We start from the raw sequence: 17,190 nt of genomic DNA on the forward strand, positions 1-17,190 counted from the left end.
ATTATGAAAATACGAGTTGCATCGCCTCTTGTATAGATTTGACACCTTTAATTTTGATAGAGCTATCATTATCCTTGATTTGTTTATAGTTGCCTTCAGGAATAATAAACTTTTTAAAACCTAATTTCTTGGCTTCATTTATACGCTGTTCAATGCGAGGAATACTGCGAACATTACCAGTTAAGCCTACTTCACCTAAAATTACCATATCTGTTGGAACGATTCGATTTTTCAGATTTGACACAATGGCAACCGCCATAGATAAATCACAAGCAGGTTCATTTACCTTGAGACCACCGATGACATTTACATACACGTCTTTATTACCTAATGTAAAGCTACAGCGTTTTTCTAAGACTGCTAATAATACAATTAATCGGTTAAGATCATAACCAATCGCCGTACGTCTAGGCATACCAAAGGCCGTAGTAACGACCAAGCTTTGTACCTCTACTAAGATGGGCCGAACCCCTTCGAGGTAAATCATAACAGCACTGCCACTTTCTTCATCGGAACGCTCTGCCAAGAGAGAAGCAGATGGATTGGACAATTCCTGTAACCCTTCCTCTACCATGGCAAAAATGCCTGTTTCTGATGTAGAACCAAAACGGTTTTTAATGGACCGTAATATACGGAATTGATAAGAACGCTCCCCTTCAAAGTAAAGCACTACATCTACCATATGCTCTAACATACGAGGCCCTGCAATATTGCCTTCCTTTGTTACATGACCAATGATTACAGTAGGTATATTTCGTTCTTTACAGAAGCGAAGTAGGCGAGATGTGCATTCACGAACTTGACTAACACTGCCTGGCGCAGCATCTATATCTCCAGTATACATAGTTTGTATAGAGTCAATGACTAGTAAGGAAGGAGTCATTGCTTCAGCTTGCTCCAATATATGATCTAGATCAGTATCTGCAATAACTTGTAACCGTTCACTATTAATATGCAGTCGTTCTGCTCGAAGTTTAAGTTGTAACTGAGACTCTTCACCAGATGCATAAAGAACTGCTCCTACTGTATCGGCTATCTTCTGGGATACTTGTAGTAACAAAGTAGATTTACCAATACCAGGATCACCACCTAAAAGCATTAGAGCACCAGGCACTATGCCACCACCTAATACACGGTCAATTTCATCAAAGGTTGTAGATACGCGTGCAATAGAAGAAATTTCGATATCTGGCAAGGCGGTAGGCTTCGCCGTTTGATTTCCAACACCTCGAGAAGGTGTTCGACTATATTTAGTTTCTTTAATGATTTCTTCAACTAATGTATTCCATTCACCACATTGTGGACAACGACCCATCCATTTAGAGGATTCAGCCCCACAATTTTGACAGAAGAATACAGATTTTGCTTTTGCCATTATACCTCAAAACTTTTAAAAAGAAAGGCCATGAATGATAACCATTCATGACCTTTTATGCATAATTTTACTACATGGTTAACTATCATCATTCTATAGTATACCATTTAACTTATATTTTTTATATGAAAGGTAGTCATCAACTGTATAATTTGTATTTTTTATCATATTGATACAACAAGATCGTTATCCTTTGCATCTGCTTTAATAATTTTGCCTTCTTTTGCATCTCCTTTCAAAATAAGATCGGACACTGGGTCCTCAATTAAACGTTGAATAGCACGTTTTAATGGTCGAGCCCCCATTGTGAAATCAGAGCCTTCCTTAACAAGTAATTGCATAGCCTCAGGAGAGATTTCTAATTGTAAATCACGCTCTTCAAGGCGTTTTGTAACATCACTCATCAAGATAGTTACAATTTCTTTTAAGTCCTCTTCTGTTAATGGATGGAATACAATCATTTCATCGATACGGTTTAAAAACTCAGGTCTAAAATGACGTTTCACCGCATCCATTACCGATTTCTTAGCCTCTTTAAAATCAATTCCTTTATTTTCATCTACATTAGAATCAGACTTTTTAGCTGCTAAGAAACCAAGTTCTGGCGAGTTCTTATGTAAAGCTTTAGCACCTAAGTTACTTGTCATGATAATAACTGTATTTCTGAAATCAACAGTTCTACCTTGGCTATCAGTAAGACGACCATCATCAAGAACTTGTAACAAGATATTAAAGAAGTCTGCATGCGCCTTTTCCACTTCATCGAGGAGAATAACACTATATGGTTTACGACGTACCGCATCTGTTAATTGGCCACCTTCTTCATAACCTACATAACCTGGAGGGGCACCGACTAAGCGAGACACAGTATGTTTTTCCATATATTCAGACATATCAAGTCGAATCATAGCAAATTCATCGCCGAACAAGGAGGATGCAAGCGCTCTTGCTAGCTCAGTTTTCCCTACACCAGTTGGCCCAAGGAACAAGAATGAACCAATAGGCCGTTTTGGGTCTTTTAATCCAGCCCTTGCACGGCGTACAGCTTTAGCTACAGCAGTAACAGCCTCATCTTGACCTACTACGCGTTTATGAAGTTCTTCTTCCAAATGTAGTAAGGTTGCAGACTCTTCTTCTGCAATTTTAGCCACTGGAATGCCTGTCCATTGCGCTACTACAGCAGCTATGTCTTCCTCTGTTACTATTAATTTTTGATCGCTTTTTTCTTTAGCGATAGATTTTTTATCACCAATTTCTTTTAATAGTGATTGTTCTTCATCGCGAAGCTCTGCAGCCTTTTCGAAATCTTGAGACGTAACAGCAGCTTCTTTTTCTTTCTTAACTGTATTAAGGCGATCCTCTAATGCTTTAACATCAGGTGCTGCAGAAAATACTTTCATACGAACCTTAGATGCAGCTTCATCGACTACATCGATAGCCTTATCAGGCAAGAATCGATCTGTAATATATCGGCTAGATAAAGATACAGCTGCTGTTAATGCCTCATCTGTGATCTTAGCCTTATGGAAAGCTTCATACCGATCTCTTAATCCCTTTAAAATTTCAAGAGCATCCTCTTCGTTAGGCTCTCCTACTTGAACGGGTTGAAAACGACGCTCTAAAGCAGCATCTTTTTCTATATGTTTCTTATATTCATCAAGTGTTGTGGCACCGATAACTTGGAATTCACCTCGTGCCAAAGCAGGCTTTAAGATATTAGCTGCATCCATAGCGCCTTCAGTAGCACCTGCCCCAACCAATGTATGAATTTCATCTATAAAGATAATCATATCATCATGTTGTTGTACTTCATCAATGGCTTTTTTCAACCGTTCTTCAAATTCACCACGGTACTTGGCACCCGCTAACATAGAACCAATACTAAGAGAAATAATGCGTTTATTACGTAAAATCTCCGGTACATTACCAGTCACAATACGCTGTGCCAAGCCTTCGGCAATAGCTGTTTTACCTACACCTGGTTCACCAATAAGAACAGGATTATTTTTAGTTCTACGGCTGAGAATTTGAATGACTCGTTGAATCTCCGTATCGCGGCCAATAACAGGATCAATCTTACCTTGTTTAGCAGACTCATTAAGGTCAGTTGCAAAATCTGACAGCTCACCTAAATCATTATTGCTATTTATTCCCTCTTGACCACCATTATTGCTACCTTTATTCGAGCCAAGAATACTACGAATTGCTTCTACTACGTCATTACTACGTATATTCATAGCTCGTAGAATAGCAACAGCAACACCGCTACCATCGCTAAGTAGGCCCAATAGAATATGCTCAGTACCAACGTAGTTGTGATTCATGTGATTTGCTACTTGAATGGCAAGCTCAAGCACATGCTTAACGCGAGGTGTCATATATATTGACGTTGCCTTTTTATTACCACGTCCTACATGTTCTTCTACAGCTTCAAAAATATCTTCTGTAACAAGGCCAAGCTCTTCTAAAGCTTTAGCTGCTACACCATTTTTAACCTTTGTAAGGCCGATGAGTACGTGTTCAGTACCGACATAGTCATGTCCTAACTCCAAAGCAGCCTCTTGAGCTAACGAAAGAACGCGCTGTGCATCGTCTGTAAACCGTTGCATCATAATATCACCTCATCTATCTATGTAAATTGTAATTGTATCTCTTCAAATATATGTAAACAATGGTGAAATAACCATTGGAATATCAAAAATATTATTAAACTCTATTAATCTATTATGCTATCTAGTATTAATATTTACTATTTTTTACAAATCTCTTAACAGTAAACTAAGAAAATTATATAAATCAATCTATACAAAATAAATAATCATGCATTAATTATTTATGTACTTATATTAATTTAAAATTTTTTGACGTATCACCTTTGCACGATAGCTGTCGCGATCGGTATCTGTCAAATTTTCACTACCTAAGTATTTAGAGAGGAAGTTTGGTCTAGTTATAGCAACAAGCTCATTAAAAGTATCTTTACCCCAGAATGGTAATATTTCTAAATCTACACCTAATTGAATATCACTAAGCTTACTAAGTGCCTCTTTACCGCTTACACGTCGTGCATATTGTAAAATTCCATAGGATCGCCAAAGTATATCTTCCAAACCTTCTTTATCATTGTGTAATAAAGATTGCCGGGACTTTCGTTCTTCTGCAATAATTCCTTCTACGATTTTAATCAATTGCTCAATAGTTGCTTCTTCACTAATACCCATCGTTCGTTGATTAGAAATCTGGTAAATACAACCTAAAGCTTCGGAACCTTCCCCATACAACCCTCGTACAGAGTAACCTAATTGTATTATGTTACGAATGAGTCTCGTAATACGACCAGATAACGTCAATGCGGGTAAGTGTAACATAACAGAGGCCCGTAAACCTGTACCCACATTAGTGGGGCAAGCAGTTAAATAACCAAATCGCTCATCAAAGGCATAAGGATATTTTGCTTCGATAGCTTTATCAATTTGAACCGCATGATTATAAGCTTGTTGTAATTTAAGTCCTGGAGCCATAGATTGAATACGTAAATGATCTTCTTCATTTACCATAATTGCGATAGAAGCATCATCAGATACGATCAAATTACGATACGGTAATTCTTCCTCTAAAGCAGGACTCATTAAATGTTTTTCAACTAAGACAGCACGTTCACGTTGACTTAATTGCTCAAGGCTAATATTTGTATATTGATGCTCATCAGCCTTTTTTAATATTGGCAATAGGCCTCGAGAGATTGTATTCACTTTTTCTAAGGAAACTGTATCTTCACGATTCGTAAACAATATATCATCAAAATTTCTCGCCAATCGTATACGACTTGAAATTACAATGTGGTCTGTCGCCTCTGTATCCTGACACAGCCACTGACTTAGCGGAGAGTCCAATATAGTATCTAACATAAGAACCTCCTATTCGTTATCACCATCGATGATAACTTCTAGATTTTTAATTTTATCTCTCAAAATTGCGGCTTCTTCAAAGTTTTCAGCTTGAATAGCTGTATCTAATTGACGGCGCAATTGCTTTACTTCATACTTTGCTTTAAATACATTAGTACCACGACTAGGTATAGCCCCTTCATACTCAGAACTACCTTGTATTCGTTCTAATAATGGATTTATTTCACTATTAAAAGTCTCATAACATTGACCACAGCCAAACTTACCTACCCGATTGAATTCATCATAAGTAATACCACACTGAGGGCATCTCTTAGATTGATGAGCTTTTAATAAGTTATCTGGATACACCATATTCTTAAAAAAATCATTAGTAAAAAAGTTATTATCCCACATATCATTCATAAAAGAACTATAAGGAGATAATTTCCCAGCTTGTTGTAACTCGGTGGCACAAGCACTGCAAAGATGTTGCTCAGTCTTTTGATTATTTATGATATTAGTCATATGGATAGTAGCTTCATTTTTATGGCAATGATCACATAACACAAATCATCACTCCTTCCGTAAAGTGTCCACCATTGATGCATATAATTGACGAACAGCATCATTACGTTCTTCTACGTCTACATTTTCAATTAATGTAGCAAAAGAATTATGCATCAATTGAGCTTCACGACGGGTAATCTTTTCAGATTGTAATAATTGAAATAATGATTGATCTACATCTCGCATATCAATTAATCGTTCTACCGTATTTGGACCTTCATAAATCCGATAAGTTGTAACAGCAGGTAAAGAATCTGAACTTTCTGGGTTAATTTTTTTGATTCGAATATATCCACCCAAGCCCCGTCTTGACTCAACATCAAAACCGCGCTCATTAGAAAAACGCGTACTTAACACGTAACTAATTTGGGATGGCGCACAATCTAATTCATCAGCCAATTCATTACGCTTTAAAATTAGCTTTTCTTGTTCTTCACGCATACGGTCTAATATAAATTTTTCTATTTTATCAGCTATCATACTCATAAAAAACACCCCTTTAAAGTTTATTTACTATAGTTTTGACTATTTGTTCTTTAACATAACTCTATTATATTTGACTTTTTGACCTTAGTCAATATAAAAGTCAAATTTCATAAAAATAACGTTTGACTTTTAATGTATTCTCATATAATTGGACTTAATGCTTAAATCTATGTATAATAAATGAGATATTATTTTCTGAAGGAAGGTGTTGTTATGGCAGAAGCATTAGGACAAGAACTGTTAATTGATTTATATTCCTGCGATGAAGACGCAATTTCATCCGCTACAGCTGTACAGGAAAGTGTAGCAACCGCATTTGACTTAGCTGAACTTGATGTAGATGAAATCAGTTGTCAGGTTATGGACGAGGAAATCGCCCTCCTTTCTGTCGCACCAGGTTTTCACTTTACATTGCACACATATCCTGCACTTGGTTATGTAGCAGTTGATTTGTATTCCTTCGAGCAAACATTACCGCTTACGTTAATTATGAAAGCCTTACGTAAATCTTTTAGAGCTGAAAAAGTAAAGGCAACAAGTGTGCAACGTGGCGACTTTGGTAACGAACGTGATATGAAACCACGTCGCAAAACTAAGATTACTACACTTGGTCGTGTTTCTCGTACACGTATCCAACTCAAACAAACAGGAGGCAAGTTGAAAAAACAAAGTGCTAAGGTTATCAAAACATTAGCTAAAAAGAGTGGCCTAAAAAAATAACATAAAATGAAAATGCAAAAAAGCTAGAGGATTTCCTCTAGCTTTTTATTTGGGTTGATATGTAATTCTATTTATATAGCTTATCTACGAACCATCATTTCTTCAAGATTGAGAACATCAGCAATTTCATCAACATCATCACAGATATATTCAGCATCCGCTTCTTTTAACTCAGATTCCGTACCATAACCATAGGTAACGCCAATGGAGATACAGCCAAGTTCATTAGCTGCTTCTACATCGTACTTACGATCTCCAACCATGAATGTCAATCGACGACCATTTTCATCAGTTAATGGGTTACCACATAGCGTGAGAGCTTTTTCAAGAATTTCTTTTTTGTGTAACAATCCCGCTTCGTAATTAGCACCAACAATAACATCAAAGTATGGTGTCAATTCAAAGTGATCAAGAATATCTTTAGCATAATGTTCTGGTTTTGCAGTAGCTACAGCTATAGTATATTGTTCAGTTTTGCATTTAGCCAATAAGTCTACAATATTCGGATATACTTTATTTTCAAATTTACCGATGGTACCATAACGTTCACGGAATTTAAAGTATGTTTCTTCCGCTTGCTCAAAGGTCAAACCACAATGTTCTTGGAAAGCATCTACCAATGGTGGTCCTAAGAACAATTGTAATGTTTCTTCATCAGGTACAGTATAACCGAAATGTTCCAATGCAAATTTAATGCTTTTAAGAATACCTTCTTGAGAGTCAGTTAAGGTTCCATCTAAATCAAATAATATCGTTTTCTTCATATTATTTCTTTAAAGCCTCTTTCAATGTATGCCATGCAAGAACTGCACATTTTACACGTGCTGGCATATTAGAAATATTTTGTAGAGCCATAGCATCTTCTAATTCTTCTAACTCATTTTCATCGGTAATCTCTTTTTTAATCATACCCAAGAAAATTTCTACTAAACGAAGCGCTTCCTCAACAGATTTGCCCTTAATGATATCAATCATCATAGATGCAGATGCTTGGCTAATAGCACAGCCAGAACCTGTATATGCAGCATCTTTAATGATACCATCTACTACATTGAGTTGTAATGTTAGATCATCACCACAACTAGGGTTATGTCCATGTTCAGAATTTGTAAATTCAGATAATTCATGCTTATTACGTTTATCTTGGTTATGTTCCAAAATAAGTTCCGTATATAATTGATCCATTTCCATTAGTGGTAATTCTCCTAATCTTTAAAACCCATTACTGAACGAACAGTCTTTAATACTTCAAGGAATGCGTCTAAATCTTCCTTGCGAGTGTATAAGTACATACTTAAACGAGTAGATGCAGATACATTGTAGAACGCACCTAATGGTTGTGCACAATGGTGACCGGAACGAACGCAGATCCCCTTAGAATCCAAAATTGTAGCTACATCATGAGGATGTACATCATCTACAGTGAACGCAATAACGCCATGTTTTTCCTTAGGATTTTGAGAACCAATAACATGGACATGTGGCAATTCAACAATCTTAGGAAGAATATAAGCTACTAACTCCTCTTCATAGGCTTCTATAGCATCCATTCCAAAGGATTCCAAATAGTCAATAGCTGCATGCAAGGAAACGGCACCATCAGCATTTGGAGTACCTGCCTCAAACTTATATGGAAGCTCATTGAATGTAGCAGTTTGCTCTTTTACATACTCAATCATATCGCCACCCAATAGGAATGGAGGCATAGTTTCTAATAAATCACGTTTACCGTATAGTACACCAATCCCTTGAGATGCACACATTTTATGGCCAGAGAATACGAAGAAATCGCAATCCAATGCTTGTACGTCAATTTTTTTATGAGGTGTAGATTGAGCACCGTCTAGAACAACAATAGCACCTACAGAGTGAGCCTTCTCAGTTAATTCTTTTACTGGGAATTCCATACCAAGCACGTTACTAACATGAGCGAAAGCAACAATTTTAGTCTTTTCATCAATTTTATTGATTTCACCATCTTTTAAGTGCCCATGTTCATCAAGATACATGTATTCTAAGGTTGCCCCCGTCTGTTCTGCCACATATTGCCATGTTACAAGATTCGCATGATGTTCAGCAACAGTAATGACAATCTTGTCACCTTTTTTCACATTATGAAGGCCATAGCTGTGGGCAATCAAGTTCATTGACTCCGTACTATTACGTGTAAATATAACCTCTTCTCGTTCGCGAGCATTGATAAATTCAACTACGCGATCCCGTGCATTTTCATAGTCTTCAGATGCTTCAATGGCTAAAATATGAGAACCACGATGTGGGTTACCATTACGTTGTGTCATATGTTCCACAACACGGTCAATTACGGACTGTGGAATTTGAGCAGTAGCACCGCTATCTAAATAGATAACACGATGCCCATTATGCTCTTTATGTAATATAGGAAAGTCTTTGTATGCTTCTGCAATTGGTCTCATAAAAACGCCTCTTTAAATTTTATTACGTACAGCTGCTAACGCTGCTTCTTCAATCGTTTCATCACCAATGCGATCAATAATAGGTCGAATCATAGATTCAACAATGATATGTTTTGCCTCTACCTCACTAAAGCCACGGCTCATGATATAGAACAATTTATTATGATCAATTTGGCCTGCACTTGCTGCATGATTACCAACTACATTATCTTCTTTACACAATAAAAGTGGTAACGAAACAGATTTTACAGTTGGATCTAACAATAAGCAAGTATCCTCTTCCGCACCTTCAGAAGCTGTTGCTCCATTAAGGAAATCAAGGGTCCCTCTGAAGGATTTTTTAGAATTGCCACTAAGAGCACCTAAGGTATGAATATCACTAAATGATTTTTTACCACCATGACTCATAACCATAGAAATATCAAATTTTTGCTCTTTATTACCAAGATAAGCAATGTCATGAACCATACGGGATTCTTGACCTACTAAATCATGATAGTAATTCAAGATGTTTTCACTGCCACCAATTTCAATATTGATGTATTCTACATCTGCTTTTTCTTCTAATTTAGTGTATCGATGCTCGATATGTTGTACATGTTCAGGCAAAAGATTTACCTTTTTTACTACAACCTTACCAGCTTCTTTCACATCGTATTCGTTTAAATAGCTAACATTTGTCAATGCATCGCCAGAACCAGTTACATAGAATTGTACTTCTAGTTCAGCACCTTCACCAACGATAAATTGGAAACGGTTTGCCACACGAGCATTAGCATCAATGCGGATGCCTACAACTTCTTTCGCCTTAGGAGGCACATTGATAGCATAGCCTTCCGCTTTTTCAACTAATACATGAACAGCTTCTTTATTAGCACCTTCATAATTACCATCTAGTAATGCTGTACCAACAGGTAATGGTGAAAGTATATCTTTATTAGCTTCCACAGCGATGGATTGTACCGCTGTATCTTCTCCAGCTAGAGAGCTTACAGTATGATTAACGCGCAACCATCTGAATGTCGGTCTAGGGAGTTCATTAAATAGTAATTCGCTCATAATTCCTCCTTAACCGATAGAACCTTCTAATTCAAGATTGATTAGATTGTTCATTTCTACTGCATATTCAAGTGGCAATTCTTTAGAGATTGGCTCTACGAAGCCACGAACGAGCATCGCACGAGCTTCTTCTTCACTAATACCACGAGTCATAAGATAGAAAATTGCTTCGTCGGAAATACGACCGATTTTAGCTTCATGACCTAAATCCACATTGTCATTTTCTACGATAATAGCCGGAATTGTATCAGATTGAGACTCAGCATCAAGCATCAAGGATTCACAAGAAACTGTTGCTTTGGAATGTTCAGCTTTAGGGCCAATCTTCAAAAGGCCACGATAAATTGCAGCGCCACCGGATTTAGAAATGGATTTAGAGTTTACATTACTTGTTGTATATGGTGCATTATGTACCACTTTACAACCTGTATCGAGGAATTGTCCTTCACCTGCGAATGTTACACCTGTAAATTCAGCATGTGCACCTTCACCATTGAGAATACTCATTGGGTACAAACAAGAAACTTTGGAGCCAAAGGAACCAGATACCCACTCAATTGTACCATTTTTACCTACTACACAACGTTTTGTGTTAAGGTTGTACATGTTTTTAGACCAGTTTTCAATTGTAGAATAACGCAATGTAGCATTATCTTTAACGAACAGTTCAACAGCGCCTGCATGAAGGTTAGACACATCATACTTAGGAGCAGAACAACCTTCGATAAAGTGCAATTTAGCCCCTTCTTCTACGATAATCATCGTATGTTCGAACTGACCAGCACCTGGTGCATTCAAACGGAAGTAAGATTGCAATGGAATCTCTACTTGTACACCTGCAGGAACGTATACGAAGGAACCACCAGACCAAACGGCACCGTGAAGAGCAGCCCATTTATGGTCTGTAGGTGGAATTAATGTCATCCAGTATTTTTTTACGATTTCTTCATGTTCATGTAATGCTGTTTCGATATCAGTATAGATAACACCTTGCTTAACAAGATCTTCTTGAATACTGTGGTAAACAACTTCAGAATCATATTGAGCACCAACACCAGCTAGAGATGTTTTTTCCGCTTCTGGAATACCTAAGCGGTCAAAAGTACTTTTAATTTCTTCTGGAACTTCATCCCAGTTTTCTTTCATATCTACTTTAGGCTTAACATATGTATGAATATTTGCCATATCTAAGCCCGAGATATCAGGAATCCAATTCGGAATGCCCATGCGATTATAGATTTCCAAAGACTTTAAGCGGAAATCGAGCATCCATTCTGGTTCATTTTTATTAGACCAAATCTCACGGATAATATCTTCTGTTAAACCGGCATCAGAGATATAAGAATATTCAAATTCGTTCTTTATATCATAGACGCCACGGTCCATATCCGCGACTTGGGTTTTCTTTCTTTCTTCCATTATGCCTCCTATGCTAATGCTTTGTATGCGTCATAACCTTTTTCTTCGATTTCACGTACAAGAGAAGCATCACCAGTTTTAACAATCTTGCCATTGATCAACACATGAACATAGTCTGGTTTTAGTTTTTGTAAAATTTGGTTATGATGAGTAATGATTAATACAGCATTTTCTTCGTTATGGAAACGTTGTACACCTTCAGATACGATACGAACCGCATCTACGTCAAGGCCAGAATCAGTTTCATCAAGAATAGCCAATTTAGGATTCAAAATGGACATTTGAAGAATTTCATTCTTCTTGCGTTCACCACCAGAGAAGCCTTCATTTACATAACGTTGCGCATAAGATAAATCAAAGGATAATTCATCCATTTTTTCTTTCAATTCTTTTTTGAAAGATAATGCACGTACATTTTCACCAGTAATTGTGGATTTAGCTGTACGAATGAAGTTTTCTACAGTAATACCAGGAATAGAAATTGGATTTTGGAAGGACATAAAAATACCCGCTTTTGCACGATCGTTTACTGCATCTTCCGTAATATCCTTACCATCAAAAATGATAGAACCACTATCTACTGTATATGTAGAATTACCCATGATTGCATTAGCAAGTGTAGATTTACCAGCACCATTTGTCCCCATCACAACATGAATTTCACCTTTATTAATTGTTAAATCAATACCTTTCAAGATTTGTTTCTCTTCAACAGATACCTTTAAATCTTTTATCTGAAGTAATTCAGCCAAAATGTTCACTCCTTTTATTTGTATGTAACCATAAGAAACATACACTCATTATATATAAAACGTATATACTGACACATATAAAAAGGCGGTACGCACTAACGTGAATACCGCCGTAATTCTCGCCAACTTAGCAAGTATGTGCATAACAATCTACACTCATTATACATTCTTATCTAAATGATAGCAAGATATTCCTACTAAAATATACAGGAATTAAAAGAATATCAAGTATTACATATATTGATAGGTTTTTATTAATATTAATTCTCATCCTATTCGATTCTCAATATTAAATTATAGATTTGAAAAATCAAGAGTTCCAAATAAATCATCATATGTTTCAGCACGACGAATTTGTGTAACAGAGCCATCTTTATGTAGCAATAACTCTGCAGAACGTAATTTACCATTATAATTGAAACCCATAGAATGTCCATGTGCACCAGCATCGTGAATGATGACACGATCTCCAATATCAATTTTTGGCAGCTCTCGTTGAATAGCAAATTTATCATTATTTTCACATAAGGAGCCTGTTACATCATATACATGATCCTTGGGAGCATTTTCTTTCCCCATTACGGTAATATGATGATAAGAGCCATACAACGCCGGACGCATAAGATTTGCCATACAAGCATCTAAACCGATGTAATGACGATAAATATCTTTTTTATGAATAGCAGTAGAAACAAGGTAACCAAATGGACCTGTTACCATACGCCCACATTCATAAGCCAATGCTACATCATTAAGTCCATTAGCTACTAAAATCCGATTATACGCTTCTTCTACACCCTTGCTTAATACGCGGAAGTCTACTGGTGTTTGTTCTGGTTTATAAGCTACACCTACACCTCCACCTAAATCAATAAATTCAATAGTGATACCAAGTTCTTTTTTAATATCTACAGCAAGATTAAAGCAAAGCTCTGCTGTACCAACTAAACCGTCAATATCAAGTTCGTTAGAAACAACCATTGTATGAATACCAAAGTGTTTTACACCTTTAGCTTGTAATTGTTTATACGCTTCAAATATTTGTTCGCGTGTCATACCATATTTAGCTTCTTCAGGAAGACCAATAATTGTATTGCCCCCTTCCTTTAAAGAACCCGGATTATAACGCACGCAGAATGTATCTGGCAAAGAGCCATGATTTTTTTCTAAATATTCGATATGTGTAATATCATCAAGATTGATGATTGCACCCATTTCAAGTGCCTTTTTATACTCCACATACGGTGTGTCATTAGATGTGAACATAATATCATGGCCCGTAATACCCACTTTTTCACATAAAAGTAGTTCCGCTAAGGAAGAACAGTCTGCGCCAACCCCAAGCTTTTGTAACAAACGCATGATATACGGATTTGGAGTTGCTTTAACTGCAAAATATTGCTTAAATCCCTTATTCCAAGAGAATGCATTGATGAAAGATTTCATATTCTCAATAATTCCTTCTTCATCATAAATATGGAATGGAGTTGGATACTGAGCAATAATATTTTCTAATTGTTCTGACGTGAATGGAACTGTTTTTTTGTTCATGATAACCTTTCTACATAAATAAAAGACTCATCAGCCGATGAGTCTTTTATTCTAATTTCCTAATTATTTAAATAAAGCTTTATCTAAACTAAAGCGACCAGCACCAGCAAAGAATAACATAAGTGCACCAAAGCCTAATTGAGATGGGTAGTCCCAGCTAAAGAAACTACCATTCAAACTCACAATAGTCGCAGTTGCTAAAGTACCTACAACTAGAATAGCACCAATACGTGTAAATAATCCTACTGCAATGAGAATACCACCAATCATTTCTGCAAGTGCTGCCATAGTGCCTAGCATCTCATAACCACCGGATACGCCTAAAGGTGCTAACATAGTCCCTACTTTGTAGAGCCCTTCAGCTCCGCTAAGCCATTTTAAATAACCATGATAAAACATGGAAATGCCCAATGCAAGGCGATAAATCAATAAGCCAAAGTTTACATAATTAGGTTTACTTTTAAAAATAAAGTTCAACATAGTGATCCTTCTTTCAATTCAAATATAACAAATCGAATAAATTCGATACATTAATTATACTATTAGAGAATAACTATGTCAATAAGACTCACTATTAAATTCTATAGAATTATATCATACATTGTATACAAAATCAATTTTATCGATGTAATCAACATAATCTAGTCACTTTAAATCTGGTCAGCTTGAATATAATAATATCTTATTTAAAATATTACACCCTTACAATAGATTAATTTATCAGTAAAAAATAATCCTAATGAATATGAAAAATGTAATTCACAATTCATTAGGATTATTATATTTCTTATAAAATTAATTCTAAGCAGCTGATTACATCATACCGCCCATACCACCCATTGGAGGCATTGCAGGAACTGCTGCATTTTCATCTACCTTATCAGCTACGATTGTTTCAGTAGTTAATACAAGAGATGCGATAGATGCGGCATTTTGAAGAGCAGAACGAGTAACTTTTGCAGGGTCAACAATACCAGCTTTAACCATATCGATGTATTCTTCAGTCAAGGCATTAAAACCTACACCAGCTTCAGTATTTTTAACTTTTTCTACTACTACAGAACCTTCGAGACCTGCGTTGTATGCGATTTGACGAAGTGGTTCTTCTACAGCGCGTTTTACAAGGTTAATACCAGTTTGAACGTCACCAGTAGCTTCCAATGTATTCAATGCAGGGATGATATCGATAAATGTAGTACCACCACCAGCTACAATACCTTCTTCAACAGCTGCACGAGTTGCATTCAATGCATCTTCAATGCGAAGTTTCTTATCTTTCAGTTCAACTTCTGTAGCAGCACCTACTTCGATAACTGCAACACCACCGGACAATTTAGCTAGACGTTCTTGTAATTTTTCACGGTCGAAATCAGAAGATGTTTCTTCAACTTGTGCACGGATTTGGTTAACGCGTTTAGCAATTACATCTTTATCACCTGCGCCATCGATGATTGTAGTTTCATCTTTAGTGATGCGAACTTGACGAGCTGTACCAAGATCTTCAAGCTCTACAGAATCAAGCTTACGACCCATATCTTCAGTAATAACAGTACCGCCTGTTAAGATAGCGATATCTTCAAGCATAGCTTTACGACGATCACCAAAGCCAGGAGCTTTAACGGCTACAGCTTTGAATGTACCACGCAAACGGTTTACTACTAATGTAGCCAATGCTTCCCCTTCTACATCTTCAGCGATAATAAGAAGTTCTTTGCCTACTTTTACTACTTTTTCAAGTGTTGGCAACATGTCTGCGATGGCACTGATTTTACGATCAGTGATCAAGATATATGGGTTATCCATAACGGCTTCCATACGATCAGGGTCAGTTACCATATAAGGGGAAATGTAACCACGATCAAATTGCATACCTTCTACTACATTTAATGCAGTTTGCAAACCTTTGGATTCTTCAACAGTAATAACACCGTCATTACCAACCTTTTCCATAGCTTCAGCAATTAAACCACCGATTTCTTCATCAGCAGCGGATACGCTTGCAACTTGAGCAATTTCAGCTTTACCAGAAACTTTGATAGAGCGTTTTTTAATTTCTTCAACCAAAGTTTTTACTGCTGTTTCAATGCCTTTTTTCAAAATCATTGGGTTTGCACCGGCTGCTACATTGCGCATACCTTCTTGAATCATAGCTTGCGCCAATACTGTTGCGGTAGTAGTACCATCACCTGCTACGTCGTTAGTTTTAGTAGCAACTTCTTTTACTAATTGAGCCCCCATGTTTTCAAATGGATCTGGAAGTTCAATATCGCGAGCAATGGTTACACCATCATTTGTAATTGTTGGGGAACCAAATTTTTTATCCAACACAACATTACGACCTTTTGGACCTAATGTAACTTTTACAGCATTTGCTAATTGATCGACGCCACGGCCTAAAGCGCGACGAGCTTCTTCATTAAACAAGATTTCTTTTGCCATATGTATTACCTCCTAAATAGTAACACTATCCAATGTAACGAAATATATGTGCCCTTAAGCAATATAAAATGTATCATCAGTTTTTATAGTCATATAGACTATAAATCAGCGATTATAATACTGCTAAAATATCGCGTTCGCTAATAATCAAATGAATAGCGCCATCGATTTCTAATTCGCTACCAGCATATTTTGCAAACATAACAGTGTCGCCAACTTTAACTTCTGGAGCTACACGTTGACCATTGTCATATACTTTACCAGCACCTACAGCTACAACTACACCTTCTTGAGGCTTTTCTTTAGCTGTATCAGGAAGGAAAATACCACTTTTAGTTTTTTCTTCTTTTGCTTCTAGACGGATAAGAACGCGGTCAGCTAATGGTTTTAACATATAATGTCACTCCTTTTTACTAGTTAATCTCCATAATTTATTAGCACTCTAACTCATTGAGTGCTAATCACAAGTATTATTATAACCGAAGTTAAAATAATTG

At 36.6% G+C, this 17,190-nt stretch carries 16 protein-coding genes; 1 reads left to right on the forward strand and 15 read right to left on the reverse strand.

Features of this window, described 5'->3' with window-relative positions:
- Window position 1: 1 nt before the first annotated feature.
- The 5 genes from radA to E7B10_RS02125 form a co-directional block, all read right to left on the reverse strand.
- Complete coding sequence (gene radA, locus E7B10_RS02105) at window positions 2-1,375, reverse strand: DNA repair protein RadA (protein ID WP_278618125.1); 1,374 nt, start codon at window positions 1,373-1,375, stop codon at window positions 2-4.
- Window positions 1,376-1,539: 164 nt separating this feature from the next.
- Window positions 1,540-3,987 (reverse strand): ATP-dependent Clp protease ATP-binding subunit, encoded by a 2,448-nt coding sequence (locus E7B10_RS02110; protein ID WP_287511208.1) that lies wholly within the window; start codon window positions 3,985-3,987, stop codon window positions 1,540-1,542.
- 234 nt (window positions 3,988-4,221) lie between these two features.
- Window positions 4,222-5,283: a protein arginine kinase gene (locus E7B10_RS02115; protein ID WP_278618128.1), complete on the reverse strand. Its 1,062-nt coding sequence runs from the start codon at window positions 5,281-5,283 to the stop codon at window positions 4,222-4,224.
- Between the two features lie 9 nt (window positions 5,284-5,292).
- Complete coding sequence (locus E7B10_RS02120; protein ID WP_008601086.1) at window positions 5,293-5,790, reverse strand: UvrB/UvrC motif-containing protein; 498 nt, start codon at window positions 5,788-5,790, stop codon at window positions 5,293-5,295.
- A 48-nt stretch (window positions 5,791-5,838) separates the two neighbouring features.
- On the reverse strand, window positions 5,839-6,318 hold the full coding sequence (locus tag E7B10_RS02125) for a CtsR family transcriptional regulator (RefSeq protein ID WP_004696020.1): 480 nt from the start codon (window positions 6,316-6,318) through the stop codon (window positions 5,839-5,841).
- A gap of 213 nt (window positions 6,319-6,531) precedes the next feature.
- Between E7B10_RS02125 and E7B10_RS02130 the strand changes: the two genes are divergently transcribed.
- Window positions 6,532-7,038 carry an S-adenosylmethionine decarboxylase family protein gene (locus E7B10_RS02130; RefSeq protein ID WP_004696023.1) on the forward strand — a complete coding sequence of 169 codons (507 nt, stop codon included), beginning with the start codon at window positions 6,532-6,534 and terminating at the stop codon, window positions 7,036-7,038.
- Between the two features lie 80 nt (window positions 7,039-7,118).
- Here E7B10_RS02130 and E7B10_RS02135 read toward each other — a convergent pair whose 3' ends face one another.
- From E7B10_RS02135 to groES, 10 genes are all read right to left on the reverse strand, one after another.
- The gene (locus tag E7B10_RS02135; RefSeq protein WP_004696982.1) at window positions 7,119-7,802 is read right to left on the reverse strand and encodes an HAD hydrolase-like protein; all 684 of its coding nucleotides are present in this window, start codon (window positions 7,800-7,802) and stop codon (window positions 7,119-7,121) included.
- A 1-nt stretch (window position 7,803) separates the two neighbouring features.
- A complete protein-coding gene (gene sufU / locus E7B10_RS02140) occupies window positions 7,804-8,229 on the reverse strand; it encodes a Fe-S cluster assembly sulfur transfer protein SufU (RefSeq protein WP_004696027.1) in 426 nt (141 codons plus the stop codon).
- Between the two features lie 14 nt (window positions 8,230-8,243).
- On the reverse strand, window positions 8,244-9,473 hold the full coding sequence (locus tag E7B10_RS02145; RefSeq protein ID WP_004696029.1) for a SufS family cysteine desulfurase: 1,230 nt from the start codon (window positions 9,471-9,473) through the stop codon (window positions 8,244-8,246).
- Window positions 9,474-9,485: 12 nt separating this feature from the next.
- Window positions 9,486-10,532, reverse strand: a complete 1,047-nt coding sequence (locus E7B10_RS02150; RefSeq protein WP_004696032.1) for a SufD family Fe-S cluster assembly protein — start codon at window positions 10,530-10,532, stop codon at window positions 9,486-9,488.
- Window positions 10,533-10,541: 9 nt separating this feature from the next.
- Complete coding sequence (gene sufB / locus E7B10_RS02155; RefSeq protein WP_004696034.1) at window positions 10,542-11,951, reverse strand: Fe-S cluster assembly protein SufB; 1,410 nt, start codon at window positions 11,949-11,951, stop codon at window positions 10,542-10,544.
- A gap of 8 nt (window positions 11,952-11,959) precedes the next feature.
- Window positions 11,960-12,703 (reverse strand): Fe-S cluster assembly ATPase SufC, encoded by a 744-nt coding sequence (gene sufC / locus E7B10_RS02160; protein ID WP_004696035.1) that lies wholly within the window; start codon window positions 12,701-12,703, stop codon window positions 11,960-11,962.
- Window positions 12,704-12,997: 294 nt separating this feature from the next.
- Window positions 12,998-14,254: a diaminopimelate decarboxylase gene (locus tag E7B10_RS02165; RefSeq protein ID WP_004696038.1), complete on the reverse strand. Its 1,257-nt coding sequence runs from the start codon at window positions 14,252-14,254 to the stop codon at window positions 12,998-13,000.
- A 63-nt stretch (window positions 14,255-14,317) separates the two neighbouring features.
- Window positions 14,318-14,734, reverse strand: coding sequence for a DoxX family protein (locus E7B10_RS02170; protein WP_004696040.1), 417 nt, complete (start codon window positions 14,732-14,734; stop codon window positions 14,318-14,320).
- A gap of 333 nt (window positions 14,735-15,067) precedes the next feature.
- Window positions 15,068-16,693 (reverse strand): chaperonin GroEL, encoded by a 1,626-nt coding sequence (gene groL, locus E7B10_RS02175; RefSeq protein ID WP_118091278.1) that lies wholly within the window; start codon window positions 16,691-16,693, stop codon window positions 15,068-15,070.
- Between the two features lie 112 nt (window positions 16,694-16,805).
- The gene (groES, locus tag E7B10_RS02180; RefSeq protein ID WP_118091279.1) at window positions 16,806-17,087 is read right to left on the reverse strand and encodes a co-chaperone GroES; all 282 of its coding nucleotides are present in this window, start codon (window positions 17,085-17,087) and stop codon (window positions 16,806-16,808) included.
- Window positions 17,088-17,190: the final 103 nt, after the last annotated feature.

Origin of the sequence: Veillonella sp. (genome assembly GCF_032470285.1) — a bacterium.
Classification (GTDB): domain Bacteria; phylum Bacillota; class Negativicutes; order Veillonellales; family Veillonellaceae; genus Veillonella.